General features: G+C 62.8%; 16 protein-coding genes. 7 read left to right on the top strand and 9 right to left on the bottom strand.

Translation table 11 applies throughout. The features are described from left to right. Positions 1 to 4 precede the first annotated feature (4 nt). The 3 genes from ACLQ7E_RS17730 to ACLQ7E_RS17720 all read left to right on the top strand — a co-directional run bounded on the left by ACLQ7E_RS17730 (position 5) and on the right by ACLQ7E_RS17720 (position 5,773). Positions 5 to 2,806: a DEAD/DEAH box helicase gene (locus ACLQ7E_RS17730; RefSeq protein ID WP_411733940.1), complete on the top strand. Its 2,802-nt coding sequence runs from the start codon at positions 5 to 7 to the stop codon at positions 2,804 to 2,806. Between the two features lie 88 nt (positions 2,807 to 2,894). Continuing rightward, positions 2,895 to 4,514, top strand: coding sequence for an amidohydrolase (locus ACLQ7E_RS17725; RefSeq protein WP_411733891.1), 1,620 nt, complete (start codon positions 2,895 to 2,897; stop codon positions 4,512 to 4,514). 530 nt (positions 4,515 to 5,044) lie between these two features. After that, on the top strand, positions 5,045 to 5,773 hold the full coding sequence (locus tag ACLQ7E_RS17720; protein WP_411733890.1) for a polyprenol monophosphomannose synthase: 729 nt from the start codon (positions 5,045 to 5,047) through the stop codon (positions 5,771 to 5,773). A gap of 92 nt (positions 5,774 to 5,865) precedes the next feature. Here ACLQ7E_RS17720 and ACLQ7E_RS17715 read toward each other — a convergent pair whose 3' ends face one another. The 7 genes from ACLQ7E_RS17715 to ACLQ7E_RS17685 all read right to left on the bottom strand — a co-directional run bounded on the left by ACLQ7E_RS17715 (position 5,866) and on the right by ACLQ7E_RS17685 (position 12,216). Then, on the bottom strand, positions 5,866 to 6,225 hold the full coding sequence (locus tag ACLQ7E_RS17715) for an RNA polymerase-binding protein RbpA (RefSeq protein ID WP_217388015.1): 360 nt from the start codon (positions 6,223 to 6,225) through the stop codon (positions 5,866 to 5,868). A gap of 180 nt (positions 6,226 to 6,405) precedes the next feature. Further along, positions 6,406 to 7,338: an SPFH domain-containing protein gene (locus ACLQ7E_RS17710; RefSeq protein WP_411733889.1), complete on the bottom strand. Its 933-nt coding sequence runs from the start codon at positions 7,336 to 7,338 to the stop codon at positions 6,406 to 6,408. Between the two features lie 60 nt (positions 7,339 to 7,398). Continuing rightward, the gene (locus ACLQ7E_RS17705; RefSeq protein ID WP_411733888.1) at positions 7,399 to 7,866 is read right to left on the bottom strand and encodes an NfeD family protein; all 468 of its coding nucleotides are present in this window, start codon (positions 7,864 to 7,866) and stop codon (positions 7,399 to 7,401) included. 163 nt (positions 7,867 to 8,029) lie between these two features. Continuing rightward, on the bottom strand, positions 8,030 to 8,887 hold the full coding sequence (locus ACLQ7E_RS17700; RefSeq protein ID WP_411733887.1) for a methyltransferase domain-containing protein: 858 nt from the start codon (positions 8,885 to 8,887) through the stop codon (positions 8,030 to 8,032). Positions 8,888 to 9,086: 199 nt separating this feature from the next. After that, on the bottom strand, positions 9,087 to 9,752 hold the full coding sequence (locus ACLQ7E_RS17695; RefSeq protein WP_411733886.1) for a peptide deformylase: 666 nt from the start codon (positions 9,750 to 9,752) through the stop codon (positions 9,087 to 9,089). Further along, a complete protein-coding gene (gene zapE / locus ACLQ7E_RS17690; protein WP_411733885.1) occupies positions 9,749 to 10,957 on the bottom strand; it encodes a cell division protein ZapE in 1,209 nt (402 codons plus the stop codon). The genes ACLQ7E_RS17695 and zapE overlap by 4 nt, the downstream gene beginning before the upstream one ends. Before the next feature lie 1,028 nt (positions 10,958 to 11,985). Continuing rightward, positions 11,986 to 12,216, bottom strand: a complete 231-nt coding sequence (locus ACLQ7E_RS17685) for a hypothetical protein (RefSeq protein WP_411733884.1) — start codon at positions 12,214 to 12,216, stop codon at positions 11,986 to 11,988. 312 nt (positions 12,217 to 12,528) lie between these two features. On the opposite strand from ACLQ7E_RS17685, the gene ACLQ7E_RS17680 reads away from it, so the two are divergent. The 4 genes from ACLQ7E_RS17680 (at position 12,529) to ACLQ7E_RS17665 (ending at position 16,091) form a co-directional block, all read left to right on the top strand. Continuing rightward, positions 12,529 to 13,098, top strand: a complete 570-nt coding sequence (locus ACLQ7E_RS17680; protein WP_411733883.1) for a dihydrofolate reductase family protein — start codon at positions 12,529 to 12,531, stop codon at positions 13,096 to 13,098. Positions 13,099 to 13,785: 687 nt separating this feature from the next. Then, entirely contained in the window at positions 13,786 to 14,931 is a 1,146-nt protein-coding gene (locus tag ACLQ7E_RS17675) for a glycosyltransferase family 4 protein (protein WP_411733882.1), read from the top strand. Beyond that, on the top strand, positions 14,928 to 15,287 hold the full coding sequence (locus tag ACLQ7E_RS17670) for a hypothetical protein (protein ID WP_411733881.1): 360 nt from the start codon (positions 14,928 to 14,930) through the stop codon (positions 15,285 to 15,287). The genes ACLQ7E_RS17675 and ACLQ7E_RS17670 overlap by 4 nt, the downstream gene beginning before the upstream one ends. A 6-nt stretch (positions 15,288 to 15,293) precedes the next feature. Continuing rightward, positions 15,294 to 16,091, top strand: coding sequence for an SGNH/GDSL hydrolase family protein (locus tag ACLQ7E_RS17665; protein WP_411733880.1), 798 nt, complete (start codon positions 15,294 to 15,296; stop codon positions 16,089 to 16,091). 410 nt (positions 16,092 to 16,501) lie between these two features. On the opposite strand, the gene ACLQ7E_RS17660 is transcribed toward ACLQ7E_RS17665, so the two are convergent. Together ACLQ7E_RS17660 and ACLQ7E_RS17655 are read right to left on the bottom strand one after the other, a co-directional pair. Continuing rightward, a complete protein-coding gene (locus ACLQ7E_RS17660; protein WP_411733879.1) occupies positions 16,502 to 17,020 on the bottom strand; it encodes a GNAT family N-acetyltransferase in 519 nt (172 codons plus the stop codon). Between the two features lie 95 nt (positions 17,021 to 17,115). Next, a complete protein-coding gene (locus tag ACLQ7E_RS17655) occupies positions 17,116 to 18,150 on the bottom strand; it encodes a protein kinase domain-containing protein (protein WP_411733878.1) in 1,035 nt (344 codons plus the stop codon). Between the last annotated feature and the right edge of the window lie 155 nt (positions 18,151 to 18,305).

Below are 18,305 nucleotides of genomic sequence, written 5' to 3'. Positions count from 1 at the left end.
GAGCATGCCGGCCGAGCGATATGACGCAGCCAAGGAACAAACACAGGGGAGCGAAACCGGGCTTCCCGAGTTCCGTGCCACCCTGGGTTTCGACCTTGATCCCTTCCAAGAGGAAGCATGCCGGGCCGTGGCCTCGGGGTCCGGGGTCCTGGTTGCCGCCCCCACCGGCGCAGGAAAGACGGTGGTGGGGGAGTTCGCCATTTTCCAGGCACTCCGCTCCGGCCGCAAGGCTTTCTACACGACCCCCATCAAGGCGCTCAGCAACCAAAAGTACAGCGACCTTGTGGCCACCTACGGTGCCGAACGCGTGGGGCTGCTCACCGGTGACATGACCATCAACGGCGAGGCCGAGATCGTGGTGATGACCACCGAGGTCCTACGCAACATGTTGTACGCGGATTCGGACACCCTGGATTCCCTGGGCTACGTCGTCATGGACGAGGTCCACTACCTGGCGGACAAGTTCCGCGGCGCGGTGTGGGAAGAGGTCATCATCCACCTGCGCGAGGATGTCCAGGTCATCTCGCTTTCCGCCACGGTGTCCAACGCCGAGGAATTCGGCGGCTGGCTCGATGCCGTGCGCGGGGATACCCGCATCATCGTCTCCGAGCACCGTCCCATCCCACTCTTCCAGCAAGTGATGGTCGGCGGCCGGCTCCTTGACCTGTTCGCCGAGGACGTCTCCTTCGACCAGGTCGCGGATGCCCCGGAGCGCGTGGCGGAGGTCAACCCCGAGCTCACCAAAATGGCCCATCGGGGCCTGACCGGCTCCCGGGGCCGCGTGCAGCGCGGCCGTGGACGCCGCGGTGGCGGGGGAGGAACCTGGGGGGAGAAGGGCGAGCAGCTCAGCACCCGCGTCTCGCGGCCGGACATGATCATGGCGCTGGACCGTGCAGGCTTGCTGCCCTCGCTGGTCTTCATCTTTTCCCGCAACGGCTGTGACGCCGCCGTGGCCCAGTGCGTGCGTTCGGGGCTGTCCCTGACCACCATTGCCGAGGCCACCGAAATCGAACAGACCATTGACTTGGTCGCCCACAAGCTCCCGCCGGACGACCTCGAGGTGCTGGGATTCTGGCCCTGGCGCGAGGGACTCATGCGCGGCTTCGCAGCCCACCATGCAGGGCTGCTGCCGATCTTCAAGGAAGTCGTCGAAGACCTCTTTGTCCGCGGCCTGGTCAAGGCCGTCTTCGCGACCGAAACGCTGGCCCTGGGCGTTAACATGCCGGCCCGGTCGGTCGTCATGGAAAAGCTTGAGAAGTTCAACGGCGAATCGCACGTGGCCGTCACGGCGGGGGAGTACACCCAGCTGACCGGCCGCGCCGGACGCCGGGGCATCGACGTCGAGGGCCACGCCGTGGTGCTGTGGCAGCAGGACACCGACCCCGCGGCGATTGCCGGACTCGCCTCCAAGCGGACCTACCCGTTGAACTCGAGTTTCCGCCCCACGTACAACATGTCGCTGAACCTGACCTCTCAATTCGGCCGGGAACGTGCCCGCGGCATCCTGGAAACCTCCTTCGCCCAGTTCCAGGCCGACCGTTCAGTGGTCGGCATGGCACGCCAGGTGCGTTCCCGCGAGGAGTCCCTGGCCGGTTACGCCAAGTCGATGACCTGCCACCTTGGGAATTTCACCGAGTACGCGGCTCTGCGTGAGGAGCTGTCGGTGGCGGAGAAGGACGCCTCGAAAACCATTTCGCGGCTGCGCCGCGCAGCGTCGACCGAATCCCTGGAAACCCTGGCACGGGGGGACATCATCGAGATCCACGGCGCCCGCAAGCTGGGCCGCTGCGTTGTCATCGAGCTGGACAACTCGTGGCACGACCCGCGCCCCACGGTCCTGACCGAAGACAAGCACGTCCGGCGCGTCGGGGTCCAGGACCTCAACGGCCCGGTCGAGGTTATTTCCCAGATCCGGATCCCCAAGGGGTTCACCGGCCGCAGTCCCAAGGAGCGAAGGGACCTGGCTGCGTCGCTGCATAACGCGCTGACCGAGTCCCGCCCACCCCGCAGTGACGCCCCCGGGTTCAACTTCACCGGCAGCGACGAGCAGGAAGCACGCATCGCCGGGTTGCGCGCCGCGCTCAAGGCCCACCCGTGCCATGCATGCCCCGAGCGCGAGGACCATGCCCGCTGGGGCGAGCGCCATTCGAAGCTACTGCGCGACACCAACAAGCTGCGCTCCCAGATCAGCGGCCGCACCAATACCATTTCGAAGACGTTCGACCGGGTCGCCAAGGTGCTGGAGGACTTCGAGTACCTCGTGCCCGCCTCCAACGACCTGGGCCAGGCCCAAATCACCGAGGCCGGGCAGCGGTTGCGACGCATCTATGGCGAACGCGACCTGCTGACCTCCCTGGTCATGGAAACCGGGGCCATGAACGAGATGACCGCCGAGGAACTGGCCGGGTTCATTTCCGCCCTGGTGTTCCAGGCGCGTCGCGAGGACCACGGACCCGATCCGCGCATGCCATCCGCGAAGGTGCAGATCGCCTGGGAGACCTCGGTGAACCTGTGGTCGCGCCTCTCGGACGCGGAGGCAAACGCCGGCCTGCCCGAGACCGCGGCACCGGATTCCGGGCTGATCTGGCCGATCTACAAGTGGGCCCGGGGCTCGGATTTGCGCGAGTGCCTCCGCGGCACCGACCTGGCCGGCGGCGATTTTGTCCGGTGGGCCAAGCAAGTCATTGACGTGCTGGACCAACTGGCCAAGATCCCTGACCTGAACACCGGCCTGGCCCGTTCCTGCAACCAGGCGGTGCAACGGATCCGCCGCGGGGTCGTCGCTTATTCAAACGTCGTCGACTGAGTCCCGCCACTGCGGGACCCGGCACGTCACGGGCAGGATTGAAGGACGCCGACACATCGGGCGTGCTTGAGAAAAGTAAAGGTAAACAATGTCTCTTGAGATGTACCGCAATGGCTCCATCTATTCCCCGGCCGACCCCTTTGCCACGGCAATGCTGGTCGAGGACGGCACGGTGGCCTGGATCGGCACCGAAGCCGCGGCAGGCGCCCTGCTGGACGCGCGGATGACCGAGGTCGATTTGCAAGGTGCGCTCATCACCCCGGCCTTTGTGGACTCGCATGTCCACCTGGCCTCGCTGGGTGCCAGGCTCAAGGGCCTGGACCTGGGTGCCACCCGAAGCGCCGCGGAGGTGCTCGAAGCTGTTGCCGAGGCCGCGGCAACCACCGCCGGGACCATCCTCGGGGCAGGGTGGGACGAGTCGACCTTCGGCACCGGCACCTTGCCCACCGCCGAGGAGCTGCAACAAGCCGCCCCCGACCGCGAGGTCTACCTGGCGCGTGTCGACGTGCACTCGGCCCTCGTCAGTCCCAGGCTCGCACACCGGGTTGGCCTCGTGGAAGGTCCAGAATACGCCGATGGCCTCGTCCGCGGGACTTCCCATGAGCTTGTACGGATCGCGGTCCTCGCCAATGACCCGGGCGCGAACACCGAAAACCGCAATCGTGCCCTGCAGCACCTGGCGGCCACCGGGCACGGGACCGTTGTGGAGATGGCCGCCGAACACATCTCCGGACGCGCCGATCTCGAGGCGCTGCTGGCCCGCACTGACGCCGAAAAGGCAGCCACCCCCGAGATCTACGCCTACTGGGGCCAGGCGGTGGGCACGGAAGACGAGGCCCGCACGCTCCTGGCCTCCTTCAACTCTGCCTCCGTGGTCGGCCTGGGCGGCGACCTGAACATCGACGGCTCGATCGGTTCCCGCACCGCCTTGCTGCGCGCCGACTACTCCGACGCCGCGGGGGAGCGGGGAACCGCCTACCTGGACGTTGACCAGATCAGTGCCCACGTCGCGGCCTGTTCGCTGGCCGGCATCCAGGCTTCCTTCCACGTCATCGGGGATGCCGGGCTGGACCTGGCGCTGGAGGGCTTTGCCAGGGCCGCCGAATCCGTTGGCCTTGCCAAGGTCCAGGCCGGCAGGCACCGCCTGGAACACGTGGAAATGGTCGACGATGCCGCGCGAGCCCAAATGCTCTCCTTCGCGCTGACCGCATCGATGCAACCGAGCTTCGATGCCGCATGGGGCGGCCCGGGCGGCCTCTACGAGCAGCGGCTCGGCGGCTCCCGCGCCGCCGCCATGAATGGCGTGGGACAATTCCTGGCTGCGGGTGTTCCCGTCGTCGTTGGATCCGATGCACCTGTCACCTCGGTGAGCCCGTGGACCACGGTCAAGGCCTGCCTGGAGCTCAGCGATCCGCAGGCACGGATTTCGGCCAGGGCCGCATTCATGGCCCACACCCGTTCCGGCTTCCGGGCCCTTGGTGCGCCGAATCCCATGGCGGGCCAGTTGGTCAACGGCGCCGAAGCCACCTTCGCAATCTGGGATGCTTCCCAGCTGTCGGTGCAGACCCCGGACCTCCGTGTTTCTTCCTGGAGCACCGACGCCCGCGCCGGGACTCCCATGCTCCCGGTGTTGGAGGAGGAGTTGCCCAATTGCCTCCGCACCGTACGTGCCGGGCACGTACTCTTCGATGCGCTCGGCGTGTCCTAGAATCATCTTTTCCGCCGGGGGCGGACTCAGACGATCCGTCCTTTGGCAAGGGTTGAAACAAAGTATTGCAACTTGATTTGTTTAATTTCCGGCAAAGCGCGCCAACCCGCGATTTATCGGTTGACTTGAGTAGATTCAAGAAGCCAGTGGTCCGGAAACGGTTGACAGTTAAAAACTGGACGGTAGGCTTGAACCAATGTCTGATCCTTCGATCCGGCTTACCGGCATTCCGGTGCGCAAGAACAAATCGACCCCGTAGGCACTAGATAACACCTGTCCCGCCGCACGCCGGCGGGACGGGACGGACCGAAGCCAGCGGGGTCGATTTGTGTCCGGGGCCAGAACCGAAGCGTCTTGCGCATCACACGGCGAGGATCCGGGTTTCACGAGGGCGGTTGCGTATAATTGAGCACTGACCCCACCCGATCCCCGAAACCAGTCGCAGCGGGTTCCCGCCTAGCGGCAAATTGGCACTCGGCCCCAGCGGCCCTCTTCCGCGGATCATTCCATCAGCAGAAAGGGACTGCCGCGTGCGCGTAGTCACGATCATTCCGACTTACAACGAGCTTGAATCGCTACCCATCACCGTGGGCCGTTTGCGTGCCGCAGTGCCCGATTCGGATGTCTTGATTGTTGACGACAATTCCCCCGACGGCACCGGCGACCTCGCCGATAAGATGGCCGCCGACGACAAGGCCATTCACGTCATGCACCGCACGGGCAAGGCCGGCCTGGGTGCCGCCTACCTGGCGGGCTTCCGCTGGGCCCTGGACGCCGGCTATGACGTGCTCGTGGAAATGGATGCCGACGGCTCCCACAAGCCGGAACAGCTTCCGCTGCTTCTGGCCGAGATCCCCAAGGGCGCGGACCTGGTCATTGGTTCCCGCTGGGTCAAGGGCGGCTCGGTCGTGAACTGGCCGCTGCACCGCAAGATGATTTCACGCGTGGGCAGCTTCTACTCGCGCACCATGCTCGGGGTAAACCTGCGGGACATCACCGCCGGCTACCGCGCCTTCCGCCGCGAAACCCTCGAGGCCCTGGATTTCAACGCCGTCGAGTCCGTGGGCTACGGCTTCCAGGTCGACATGACCTTCCGCGTTGCCCAGCTGGGCAAGAAGATCGTCGAGGTTCCGATCACCTTCGTGGAGCGCGAACTTGGCGTCTCGAAGATGAGCGGAAACATCGTCATTGAGGCCATGTTGAACGTGACCAAGTGGGGACTAAGCGCCCGCTGGAAGAAGCTCACCGGCCGCAAGTAGTGTCCGGGATGCCCTGAAAAGCATCCGGAAATGGCGAGGGCCCGAATGGATTTTCCATTCGGGCCCTCGCCATTTGTGAAACCAGGGGGTCGTTATCCCTTGAGCGCTGCCTGGGCTGCACCACGGGTGGTGCGCAACTTATCCAGGCGATCCTTCAGGATCGTTTCCAGTTCATCAACGGAGCGGCGCTCGAGGAGCATGTCCCAGTGGGTACGCACCGGCTTCTCGTTGGATTCCTCCGGCTCTGCTTCGCCATTGACCAGCTTGGCAAGCTTGCCGGTCTTGGAAGTCCAGGTTGCCGGGATGTCTGCCTCGGCGGCAAAAATCACGAACACCTGCTCGCCGTCTTCGCAACGATATTCAACGCGCTGGCGCGCTGCTGGCTCGACGCCAGCCTCAGTTTCCATGCTCTGTGCGCCAAGGCGCATTCCTCGCAGGCTGCGATCGCTCATATTGTCTCCCTACTGCGATTACATACGGGTTAGGCTACCGATTTCAACGTCCCGGTTCACCGTAAAATTCCCGCGGGGCGCAAGTCTCGAAGTTTCTATTATACGGCCCCGACGCGAATTCGGGCGGGTGGCCTCGATAAAGAGGCCGCCCGCCCGATTTGCTTCGTCGGAAGCACGTTGTTACATCAGGGTAGTACTCGTGCTTTCCGGCTTGTCGTCGCCCGCACCTTCGGTGAAGTTGCCCAGGGCCCCGCCGATGCCCTTCAGCGCCTCGCCAACCTCGCTGGGGATGATCCACAGCTTGTTGGAGGAGCCCTCGGCCAGCTTCGGCAAGATCTGCAGGTACTGGTAGGCCAGCAACTTCTGGTCAGGCTTGCCGGCGTGGATCGCGTCGAAGACCTTCTGGATGGCTGCCGACTCGCCGTCGGCGCGCAGGATGGCAGCCTTGGCATCACCCTCGGCCTTGAGGATGGATGCCTGGCGCTGGCCTTCGGCGGTCAGGATGGCGGACTGCTTGGTGCCCTCGGCCGTGAGGATCGCGGCACGGCGGTCACGTTCGGCACGCATCTGCTTCTCCATGGAATCCTGGATCGACAGCGGTGGATCGATGGCCTTGAGCTCAACACGGGAGACACGGATGCCCCACTTGCCGGTGGCCTCGTCGAGGACGCCACGAAGCTGGCCATTGATCTGGTCGCGGCTGGTGAGCGCTTCTTCGAGGTTCAGGCCGCCGACGACGTTACGCAGCGTGGTGGTGGTCAGCTGCTCCACCGCCATGATGTAGTTGGCGATTTCGTAGGTCGCCGCGCGTGGCTCGGTGATCTGGAAATACACGACCGTGTCAATGGAGACCACCAGGTTGTCCTCGGTGATCACTGGCTGCGGCGGGAAGCTCACAACCTGTTCGCGAAGGTCCAGCATGGGAAGCAAGCGATCGACAAACGGGATCAAGATCGTCAGCCCGGGAAGCAGGGTGCGGTGGTACTTGCCCAGTCGCTCCACGATCCCGGCCCGCGCCTGCGGCACGATGCGCACTGAGCGCAGCAGAACGATGATCACGAAGATTGCCAGTACTACCAGGACGACCGTTAGGCCAAGACCCGATGTTTGCATCTCTTCTCTCTTTCGTTGGGGCGCCGTGTTTCGGACGCCGAAAAATCTTTCGTTAGGTCCTTAGTCCAGGCCGGGTATCTTGGTCCGCAATGTGATGTAGGCGGTTGCCCCGTCGATGCGGACCACCGAACCGTAGGTCCCCGGCTGCAGGGCAACCTCGTCCTCGGTGCGTGCCGACCAGGTTTCCCCGCCGATCTTGGCCCGTCCGTTCATCCTGGAAGTGGGTTCCAGGACCAGCGCGTCCTCGCCAATGAGTCGATCGACATTGGTACGCAGCCCCTCGGGATCCTTGCGCAGATGTCGCAGCGCGATGGGACGAACCAGCATGATCATGAGCAGGGAGACGACGGAGAAGACCACGACCTGCATCCAGAATTCGCCGCCCAGCAGGGCAACGCTCACACCACCGAGGGCGCCAACGCCCAACATGATGAAGTACAGGTCAAGCGAGATCATTTCGATGATGGCCAGCAAGAGGAAGACCGCGAGCCAGACCACCCAAGCGTTGTCTAAAAGCCACACATACATTTTTACCCCTCAAGTCCCGATGTGTTGGATACACACCAACCTCGTATCTTCCATCTTGCCTGATCGGCATGCCAAATCGAATCAGCACAAGGGAGGATGTTCAGCCGCCGGAAGCTCATCACTGCGATGCCCGACCGTGCGGCGGCGGCGTTTGCGCAGGAAGTCAGTTCCTGCGGAATTCCTGGATGCGGAATGCCGCGGTGATGAGCATGGCGGCTCCCGCATCGGCCAGCCGGCCGCGCAATTCCCCGGGGTCCAGGTGGTGACCGGCCGGGCCCATCATCGCCAGTTCGAAGGCGGCCGCGGCATCAAGCACCAACGGAATTCTTACCTCCTCGGTGGCACTGAGCGTGAAGGCTTCACCCATGGAGGCCACGACCCCGGCGGCCTTGTCCGGAGCGATGGCCAACAACCCCAGCAGTTCCGCACCCTCGGCCAGGTGACCGGGGAGCGGGGTCACCACCAGCGCGGTTCCGCCCGGGCGCAGCACCCTGGCAAATTCCGCGCCGTTGTGCGGAGAGAAGATGTTCAACAGCAGGTCAAACGACTCGTCCTCCAGGGGCAGCTCGCGCCACAGGTCCCACACCAATGCCAAGGCGTTCGGGACCTTCGCTGCGCGCCGCATCGCATACCGGGAGATATCCAGCGCGATGGCGCTGGCCGCGGAGACCGCGGGGAGCGCTTGCAAGACCTGCCGGAGGTAGTAGCCGGTCCCGGCACCGGCATCGAGAATCCGGGGGTCCTCCAGCCCGCGCAAGGCGGCGCGGGCCCGGTGCCCCAGGGACTCGGCCAGCGACTCGTAGTGCCCGGCGTCCAGGAAGGAGGCCCTGGCCGCAACCATCCGGGCCCCGTCTTCCTTGAAATTCGTGCCCTTGCCCGCGAGCAGGTTGAAATAGCCCTGCTTCGCGGCGTCAAAGGCGTGCCCGGCTTCGCAGCCCAGCCGGGAAGGCCGGCCCGGCTGCTTCTGCAGGCGCAAGGCCAGCCGGCATACGGGACAGCGAAGGCCGTCGTCCGGATTCATGTGCTGCTCCAATGGTGTCGTTCCTGTGGTGGTGTCCCGCCGCGACCTGTGCGGTGATTGATCGCGCGGTTTGGCCTGCTGACCACTGTATCGGCGCCGGAGGGCTGCCCTGCCATCCCGGCGAGAGGGCGGGGACGTGGCGTTGACGCCCCCGCGGGGGAGCGATGGCCCGGTGCGCGGTGGCCTTGCTGCGTCGGTCCTAGAACCCGAGCCCGGCCCGTGCCTCGGCGATTCCCGGGTTGGCCCAGCGTGGGTATTCGTGGTTGGCGCACAACGACCGGGTCAGGGCCTTGTCGATGTACACGGTGCCATCGAGGTGGTCGATTTCGTGCTGGAAGATCCGCGCCTGCCACCCGGAAAAGTTCCGTTCGAAGGCGGCGCCCTCGGCATCCCGGAACGTCGTGGCGATGTCGGCGGGACGTTCCACCACACCCTGGTAGCCGTTGAACGACAGGCAGCCCTCGTAGAAGGTCGCGGTGCGTTCGCCGACGGGCAGGTAACGCGGGTTGATGACTTCCAGGTAATCCAGCGGCTCGCGTTCGCGCGCGGCGGCGACCTCCGGGACTGATTCGTATAGGTCCTGCAGCACGGCGATGCGCAGGGGGATCCCCAGCTGCGGGGCCGCGAGTCCGACACCCGGGGCATCGAGCATCACCGCGCGCATGGTATCCAGGAAGGCGCGCAACAGCGCGGGGTCCAACTGGTCGGTGAAGTCCGCCGCCTGCATCCGCAACACCGGGTGTCCCAGCTGCACGATGGGCGGGAAGTCACCGGCTTCATGCAACCGGACCAGCTTGGCGACCTCGCTCCGGATGGCTTCGGGGGAGTAGTCCCCGCGACTTGTCGATTCGTCGTTCGGATTCATGCGTGCACGCCTTCCAGCGAAGTGGTTTTTCCCCCGGACGGTTCAAGGCCCGACCTCAGGGCGTTGACCCGGCTGCGCAGCCGGGCGGCCTCGAGTTCGGGCAGGTGACCGAACGAGTCCACGAATCCATCCTCGACGAACAGGTCCAGGCGCACCTGGTGGTCGTAGAGGACGTCGATGACGTTGGCCAGTCGGCGCAAACCGAAGGGCGTCATGAGACCGGAACCCGGCACGCCGGAAATGATCCAGTGGTCATGGTCGCGCACCAGCTTCAGGTAGTCCAGGGTCGAGGTCAGGGATTCGCAGAGGTCCGCGAAGCCGAACCAGATCTGCCTCCCGTCGATGCGCAGGGCCCGGATCTCGTGGCTGGTCGGCGTCAACCGCACCGTGTCACCGCGGTCCGGTTCGGCCAGCCCCAGGCGTTGGAGCTGGCCAGCGTCCGGTGAGTGCAGCAGCGAGCCGCTGCTGAAGCCTGAACGCTGGCCCTCGTGGCGCTCGATGGTCCGGTAGTCGAGGTGTGCGTCCAGTTCGTGCACAGTCATGTGCTCGCGGATTGTGGTGATCGTCGGCAGGACCAGATGGTGGTAGTACTCGTCCGACAGCAGTTCCTCGGGCGGATAGTTCGACGTGGTGACCAGCAGGATCCCGCGGTCCATGATGTATTTGACGGTGCGCGCCAGCAACATGGCGTCCCCGGGATCGTTGCAGTGGAATTCGTCGAAACACAGCACCTGGACATCGCCGAGCATTGATTCGATGGACTGCTCGATGGCACTGGTACGGGCCTCCACGCGGTCGGCGCGGCCGCGCGTTTCCCCCAGGGAATCCGGTTCGTCTATTTGTGCGAGGGCAAGCGTGGTGGCCTTGTGGGCCGTGGCGTGCAGGTCGCGGAAGAAGTCGTGGAAATGGACACGCAGCTTGCGCTTGGTCGGCAGCGCATCGAAGAAGGCTCCCAGCAGCCAGGTCTTGCCACGACCAGGGGGTCCCCAGAGGTAGACACGATTTTTCCCGGGGGAGCGGTGTGCTGGAGCCAAATGCTCAGCTGCATTGTTGGTCAGCAAGTCAATGGTTTCGAGCTGCCGGGCATCGAGATCCAGGTGTTCGCTTTGGGCCCGTGCACCGACGGCTTGCTGCATGGCGTCACGTACGTGCAGGACCGGGCCGCGGAGGCTCGAACCCCGGACGGGCGACTTTGGGTATGGCATACCATCGAGTTTCCCTGAATAACTATGCAAGTACCAAAACGTGCCAGCAAGTAGTTATGTCAAGTGATTATTATCCGGAGCGGGCACTGCCGGGAGATTGGAAGTTCGGAGAAAACTCATAGATACCCCAGAGGTACTTCGGAAGTTTTCAAGACTCCCGGTGCGCCTGCGTCGCGACGGCCTCGGCTCGCGACGTCGCGCCGCGCCGAGGCCGGGCGCCCGGTGGGCATCGCGAGCCAAACCCGCGCATGCGCACCTGCGATTTAGCCATCAAGAGATTGTCGGGAAAACCCGGGATTTCGCCACTTCCCCGACCGTGGCTAATTCACCGATAATCTACATTATGTCAACTAACGTTTCGGGAACCCCTCTCCAACCCGTGTGAAGTGTCGTGTTGTTGTCCTGTCTCATTACAGGTGAGGCACTCTCATTACACCCGAGGCATTCGCAGGTTTTGTTTCACTACACCTGAGGCATTTGGGTGTTTGCTTATTGCACTGGTGGCCATGGGACGCGCGTTGTTGGCGTCCGACGTTCAAGCCGGGCCCAAGTATCCTGTCGGCTCCCCTCATTTTCAGGGAGCAGTTTTCCGCTGTCACGACCAACGACCTTTTGACGCATTGTTGGATGACCCCAAACGAGCTCAGCGGAAACACCACCCCATAGAAGGCCTCAGAACTCATAGATCTTCCGAATTGCCTCAGATGTCATGAGACAAAACCACGATTTCTATCTCATGACATCTGAGGCAACAGCGAAAAACCGGAGCATTTTGCCTCACTCGTAATGAAACGGGACATGAGGCATTCTCACGCAAGTTGAAGCATTGGGCATCTACTTGACGTTTCAGGTGAGGCATCCTGCGGATTTTTGTCACCCCAGGTGAAGCATTCGCGAGTCATCGTCATTACAGTTGAAGCATGGGCCGCCAGCTGGCTGTACCCGAGGTCTTGGGCCAGCATTCTGTTGTCGAGGGCACTCTGAGTTTCAGGGCGCAATTCTCCTTTGCCCCGACCACCGGAAGGCTTTCAGAATCCTGGATGATCCCGTTCGAGGAATGCCTCCCAATCCGCATCATCGCCCGCTTCAAAGGGCAACGCAATTTTGCGGTCCTGTGGTGTAGCGCGACGAATCAGCGCCACGTCGGGTTTGAGTCCTGGTGCGAACGAGACCAACTGATCCGGCTGGACTTTGATTCCGAGGTGACGGGCTTGGCGATCCAGCCGTTCAGAATCACCCTGCCAAGGATGCTCAACCAATGCGAGATCAGTGCCCGTCGCGGCCTGGTCGTCTCGGGCCCGGGGGTTTCTGGAATTGCAACCGCCATCAAGTTCCTAGGCGCAACCCACGAGCTTCCGACCAGGTGCAAATATCCGACTCCACGGGACCGGATGCCGGCCGTCTCCCTCACCACCCCCCCGAAAGTCTCTCCTCGGAAATTGGCCAGTTAGTTCGCGAAATTCGTCGGCCGATCCCAAAGGCCCCGGCACAACGTTACCGATCAGTACAAAGTGTCAATGTCACACTAATGAATCCAATTTATCTGAGGAGTCCCCATGCGCGTTCTGGTCGTGAATCACATCAGCCTCGACGGAGTCCTGCAAGGTCCGGGGCGACCCGACGAAGACACCCGTGACGGCTTCCGGTACGGCGGCTGGGCCGAACAGGACAACGACCCGGCGATGGGTGCCGCCATGGGCGAGCGGATGGGTAAAGACTTCTCCTGGCTTTTTGGCCGACGCAGCTACGACGACATGCTCACTCACTGGAACCAGAACGGCGGACCGTTCAAAGACGGCCTAAACCAGACAAGGAAGTACGTCGCCTCCTCCACCCCGGACGCCAAACTCCCCTGGCCGAACTCCACGCTCCTCAGTGGCGACGTCCCGGCTCAGGTAGCTGCGCTACGCGAGCAGCCCGGAGGCAACCTCGTAATCATGGGCAGCGGTCAACTCATCCGTTCCCTACTCCCATATGGTCTCGTCGACGAGCTACTTCTCATGATTCACCCGCTAGTGATCGGCTCCGGCCACCGGCTGTTCGGTCCGGACGACAAAGCGCACCGATTGCGGCTGGTCGCCTGCACCCCCACCGCCACGGGAGTACTAATGGCGACATACCAACCGGCCCAGCTGGCGTGAGAAGGCCAGGCATTCGCGAGTGCCATTGTCACAGGAAGGCGTTCGAAAAGTTCACGGCAGTATCGTCGCCAGTTGTGATCAATCGCACCTCAACCGGGCAAACGTTCAGCTTGTGGGCGGCGAACCGTGCTTGCTCACCGAGTTCCCCACGCGGGACGCTCGGCTCGCAAAGTGCGCAATCTGCGTCCCGCGCCCGAACGCAGGCCAGATTCTAAGATTTGGTTCAACTGTAGTCAATAATGGGTGCAATGCGGCTTCCCAACGGTGAAAAAACCCTTAGATTCCGGACTTTTGGTGCTTCAACTACCTGATGTCCCTGGACTTCGACCCGGAAGTCTACGGCTTCCCATCGCAGTACTTCCGGATCGTCTGGGCTTTACCTCTCCCCCAGCATTCCCACGTCCCGGATTTCTTCATCCGCCATACCGACGGGAGCGCCGTCGTCCTGGACGTAAGGCTTGGATGTGAGGCCTGGCGCACCCACCACTGGGTACCAGGTCGAAGCACAAGGCCCACCATCAACGTCAATTGGCATATATTCCACGTCACCAGCGCTGCCAACTGACCTCATGGTCAGCGCAAGAAGTAAAAGTCATCGCAGCTCTGGGCGCAGCCGTTCACCCACTCTTCACCGAAGTGTTCCTGTAGCTGCGCTCGGTGGCTACCTTCAACGGTCACGCTTGACGCGTGAAGATAGCCATAGTTGCTGAATCGTTCTTTCCCGAGATGAACGGGGTCACCCATTCGCTGCTGAAAGTCCTGCAGCATCTGGATGCCCGCGGGGACCAGGTTTTGGTCATCGCCCCGTCGACGCTGGAGAATGCGCCTCCCACAGTGGAAGGTGCAACTGTCAGGCGGCTGCCAGCCGTTCCCCTCGCGGGTTACCGGAACATCCGGGTTGCGATTGGTGGGGTAGTTCGGGTGAAGGCCCTGTTGGCCGAGTTCAATCCCGACGTTGTTCACTTGGCATCGCCCTTTGTTCTGGGCTGGCGTGCAGTCAGGGCCGCAGCGGCTCTGGGCATTCCCTCGGTAGCCGTCTACCAAACCGATGTTCCCGGATATGCGGCCCGATACGGCATGCCATTCCTGGAAAACTGGGCGTGGCAGCGTGTGAAGCGGATCCACGTGGCAGCGACGAAAACACTCGTTCCCTCGACCGCCTCACTGCAAAAGCTGCAGGACCATGGCATCCCGAGGTTGGAGTTGTGGCGCCGTGGTGTGGATACCGAACGCTTCCACCCTGACAAACGCAGCGCAGGGTTCCGCCAAACGGTTGCACCCAAGGGGCAAAAGATCATTGGCTATGTGGGGCGTCTGGCCCTCGAAAAGCAGGTGGAGGATCTGGCTGTCCTAGCCGCGATCCCCGACACCCGGCTGGTGATCGTCGGCGATGGACCGCAGCGGGATACCCTCGAATCACTCCTGCCGAAGGCACATTTTACGGGATTCCTTGGAGGTGACGAGCTGGCCGCCGCCATGGCCTCGTTTGACCTGTTCGTGCATCCGGGCGAACTCGAAACCTTTTGCCAGACCATCCAGGAGGCCATGGCGTCAGGGGTCCCTGTCGTTGCCACCGGGCGCGGTGGCCCAGTGGATCTCGTGGATTCTTCCCGCACGGGCTGGCTCTACGCACCGGGCAATCTAGACCAGTTGCGTGATTACGCGATGGATCTCATCGGCGACGACGCCAAGCGTGCGGCTTTTGCAGCCGCGGCTTTCCAGCAAGTCCAGGGCCGCAGCTGGCAGGTTGTGTGCGAGCAGTTGATGAACCTCTACACCCAGGCCATTGAAGAGCACCCGCGGATTCCGGCAGGCGTGAGAGGAAGCCGATGACAATTTCGGTTACCGGCGCGGGCAACCTTGGCTCTGGGCATGCGCTCACGCTGGCACACATGCGCCATGAGGTCATTGGTCTCGACCCGGATTCCGTTCGGATCACCTACTTGGCCAACTGCTCGGACCCCTCTTCTGTGCCCGGTTTTGCCAACCTGCTCCAGGCAGGGCACCGCGGCGGCCGCCCCACCTTTACCGCCGACCCGGCGGAGCTGGCCGCAGCTGAGACACATTTCCTGTGCGTTGGGACGCCACAGTCCAAGGTGGCTAACGATTCGGATTTGCCGTTCCTGCCGACCGCGGTTGAGGCTCTGTTGCCGCATCTGCGCTCTGCAGCGTCACGGGCACCCGTCTAGCTCCACATGATTGATCGTGAACCTGGCCGCTATGTTGCCGTGGGAGATTCCTTCACGGAGGGAGTCGGGGATAGCAGCAAGCGGCGGCCCAATGGCGTCCGGGGCTGGGCTGACAGAGTAGCCGAGGCTCTCGCTAGCGACTGTCCAGGCTGGGAATATGCGAATCTGGCCATCCGTAGCAAGCGGCTTCGACACATCATCGCGGAGCAGCTGGAGCCCGCCATCGCCATGGAGCCAACACTCATCACGCTGTATGCCGGCGGCAATGACGTCATGGATTTTGGGACGAGGATCGCCGACATCTTGGCCGAGTATGAATTCTTGGTCGGCAGGCTGGCACAGACGGGTGCAACGCTGGTGCTTTTTACCGGTTATGACGTGGAGGTTTCGCCCTTTTTAGGGCCCTTGCGCCGCAAGAATCATGCCTACAACGACGGAGTCCGGTTCATCGCCGCGAAGTACGGTGCTGTCTTGGTGGATTACGCCACCTTCACCGCCTATGCGAATTCCCGCATGTGGGGGCCCGACCGGCTCCATATGTCCAAGGCTGGGCACAAGTACTTGGCGGCGAGGGTCCTGGATGTCCTTTCGGTGCCGCACGGCATCAGGCACCAGGATAAGCGGAAGGCATCGCGCGGCGTGCGACAGCGGGCGCGGGAACACCATGTATGGGTCGCCGAGTGGGTACTGCCGATGTTCGGGCGCAAGCTCCGGCGCACCACGCTGGGCGACACCCTGAGCCCCCGTTGGCCCGAACCGGTGCGGGTGCCACCGAAGAAGGGCCTGAAGAAACTGACCCGATAAGGCGGTGCTGAGACGGTGAACCCTTGCCGCAAGCGCCCCGGCGGGCACGGATCCAGTGGCGCCGGGCACCCCTGGCCTTCACCGAGCGGAATCCTTAAAATCCATGGGTTGGAAACGACTGAATTAATGCCGGCCGCCGGGTCTGGTTCCGGGAACAATCCTCAGCTTTCCGACACAGCACCCCATCGAAGTCACCGATACTTGGATGCTCATCGACGACGTGACGGCAGATGCGTGGTTTTCACTGGTCTGGATCTCGGGCTGCGATCCCGGGCAGATGGAGCCACGGTTACCGGTAGAGGTCCTGAGTGAGAGGATCCTGGGCATCGCGACGCATTTACCGTCCGGCAGAGTTCCCCTCGAGGACGCTCAGTCCCGAGGAAGGCGACCCTCTCCCGGGCCGTGAAATCCTACGCCGAGCGGAGTATCCCCATGACGACGATATCCTCGTACTTTCCGCGCACCCAGGCATGCTGGCGCTGACGACCCTCGATCACGAACCCCGCCTTCTCATACGCACGGATCGCGCTGAGGTTCGACCCGATCACTTGCAGGTGGACGCGGCGCACGTTGCAGCGCACGAAGGCAAACTCAACGATTTGTGAGATGGCTGCGCTCCCGATGCCGTTTCCACGAGCTTCGGCGACCAATGCGATACCGACTTCCGCGTGGCGGGCGAGCCCGTCGAAATCGAAAAGCGAAACACTGCCGACGGCGGTACCGTCCACATCGATCACAAAACGCACGCTCTTACCTGAAGCATCGGCATCGGCCTGCGCCAGCCGGGTCTTGAAGGTTTCCCTATTCAGCGGGGCAGGAGATGCGGCACTCCGTTCCTCCCACGTGGCTAGATCTTCGGCGATTCGGAACAAGACGTCAAAGTCACCATCGGAACGGGAACGAAGCCTGATGGCTCGCGAGCTGGACATGCTCAGGATCCTATCAATCAACGCCAGCGGCCCGAAAGCAATGGGCCCTCAACGCCGCCGACAAGACCTCATCACCACCGGTTAGGTAGCAATCGTTAAATGTTCCTGTCGTGCGGGCTGAGGTAGCGCGTTGCAGACGCATCCATCATGAGCGTGCCGAACATCTCGGTCATATAGACAGCGACACACGCATGTGTGGCAATCAGGTCGGCACCGCCGCCGAGTGCCGCACGCACTGGGTCCAGCGCTGGCGTAGCCGGGTCAGCGGCGGCAGCACGCAACAGTGCCAGGCGCTGCGGACCCGAGATATAGCCGAGTTCGAACAACACCCAATGGAACAGATGCATCAGGGCACTATCACGGTCGTAGGCTTCATGAGTGAGCATGGATGCCTTTTCCTCGGGAGTCAGGGCGAATCCGCCGTAAAGCGCCAGGCCGAAGTCCGTGAATAGCAGCCTGCCCTCCCGTACGAGGATGTTTCCCGGATGCACATCGAAGTGCTGGAACCCTTGCCTCTCCATCCATGCTGTGGCCTCGATGACCTGGTCGACCACGTCGGCGAAGACGGTCTCCCCGGTGCCGGCGGCCAGGCTCCTGCGCAGCCAGGCGCCCAGCGTCTCGGGCACGTACTCAAGGAAAAGCACCAGGCTCTTGGACGCGTCCTTCATCGCAGTGAGTTTCTCATGAACCTGAGGCCAATGGCTCCCCCACTGGCGTGGGGCAGTATCGCCGTCAAATTCACTGAGGTCCGTATCGCACTTCAGATCAACCACTCGCCACCCGAGCAATTGCGGGAAGATATCCACGGCTCCTGCCTGAACCCACTCGGAGGTCACGAGATGTGCCGCCAGTTCCCGCCCGACACCGTGGGTAGGGCTGCCTATTCCGTAGTGGGAGACAAAGGGAAGCTGAATGCGACTGACAGTGGCGGTTGGATCCACCTCTTCAATGCTGGTCAGTGGGAGCTGTTTCACGAAGACAGTCGTTTCATTGATGCAGGCCGTCTTGGTTGTTCCCCCGATACCTACGCCGACCGGATCAGCAGCATTGATGAGCGACCGCACGCTGGCATCATCGAGCCCTGCGAGCACATCGAAGATGCCGCGGGATCTATCTGTAGGAGCCGTCATCACTACACCCTATGGGTTGGCCCTACTCGGGCCCGTCACACCAGTGCTCCTGCCGACGATCCCACTCGAGGTCCATCATGAGGTCAATCAAAATGGGCAATCCAAGCGCCCGTGGCAGGGCAAATGATGTTGGCGTGAATGATCCAGCTGAGCCT

The sequence above is a fragment of the Paeniglutamicibacter sp. genome (assembly GCF_046714615.1).
In the GTDB taxonomy this organism is placed as follows: domain Bacteria; phylum Actinomycetota; class Actinomycetes; order Actinomycetales; family Micrococcaceae; genus Paeniglutamicibacter.
The sequence above is the reverse complement of the archived record's forward strand: the minus strand, read 5'-3'. Positions and strand labels throughout refer to the sequence as shown.

What these genes read in the sequence shown, in the direction of transcription:
- ACLQ7E_RS17670 (WP_411733881.1), top strand. Translation starts at nt 14,928, where the DNA reads ATGACAATTTCGGTTACCGGCGCGGGCAACCTTGGCTCTGGGCATGCG.
- ACLQ7E_RS17655 (WP_411733878.1), bottom strand. Translation starts at nt 18,150, where the DNA reads ATGACGGCTCCTACAGATAGATCCCGCGGCATCTTCGATGTGCTCGCA.
- ACLQ7E_RS17710 (WP_411733889.1), bottom strand. Translation starts at nt 7,338, where the DNA reads ATGCAAACATCGGGTCTTGGCCTAACGGTCGTCCTGGTAGTACTGGCA.
- zapE (WP_411733885.1), bottom strand. Translation starts at nt 10,957, where the DNA reads ATGCCATACCCAAAGTCGCCCGTCCGGGGTTCGAGCCTCCGCGGCCCG.
- ACLQ7E_RS17725 (WP_411733891.1), top strand. Translation starts at nt 2,895, where the DNA reads ATGTCTCTTGAGATGTACCGCAATGGCTCCATCTATTCCCCGGCCGAC.
- ACLQ7E_RS17695 (WP_411733886.1), bottom strand. Translation starts at nt 9,752, where the DNA reads ATGAATCCGAACGACGAATCGACAAGTCGCGGGGACTACTCCCCCGAA.
- ACLQ7E_RS17730 (WP_411733940.1), top strand. Translation starts at nt 5, where the DNA reads ATGCCGGCCGAGCGATATGACGCAGCCAAGGAACAAACACAGGGGAGC.
- ACLQ7E_RS17700 (WP_411733887.1), bottom strand. Translation starts at nt 8,887, where the DNA reads ATGAATCCGGACGACGGCCTTCGCTGTCCCGTATGCCGGCTGGCCTTG.
- ACLQ7E_RS17715 (WP_217388015.1), bottom strand. Translation starts at nt 6,225, where the DNA reads ATGAGCGATCGCAGCCTGCGAGGAATGCGCCTTGGCGCACAGAGCATG.
- ACLQ7E_RS17705 (WP_411733888.1), bottom strand. Translation starts at nt 7,866, where the DNA reads ATGTATGTGTGGCTTTTAGACAACGCTTGGGTGGTCTGGCTCGCGGTC.
- ACLQ7E_RS17665 (WP_411733880.1), top strand. Translation starts at nt 15,294, where the DNA reads ATGATTGATCGTGAACCTGGCCGCTATGTTGCCGTGGGAGATTCCTTC.
- ACLQ7E_RS17660 (WP_411733879.1), bottom strand. Translation starts at nt 17,020, where the DNA reads ATGTCCAGCTCGCGAGCCATCAGGCTTCGTTCCCGTTCCGATGGTGAC.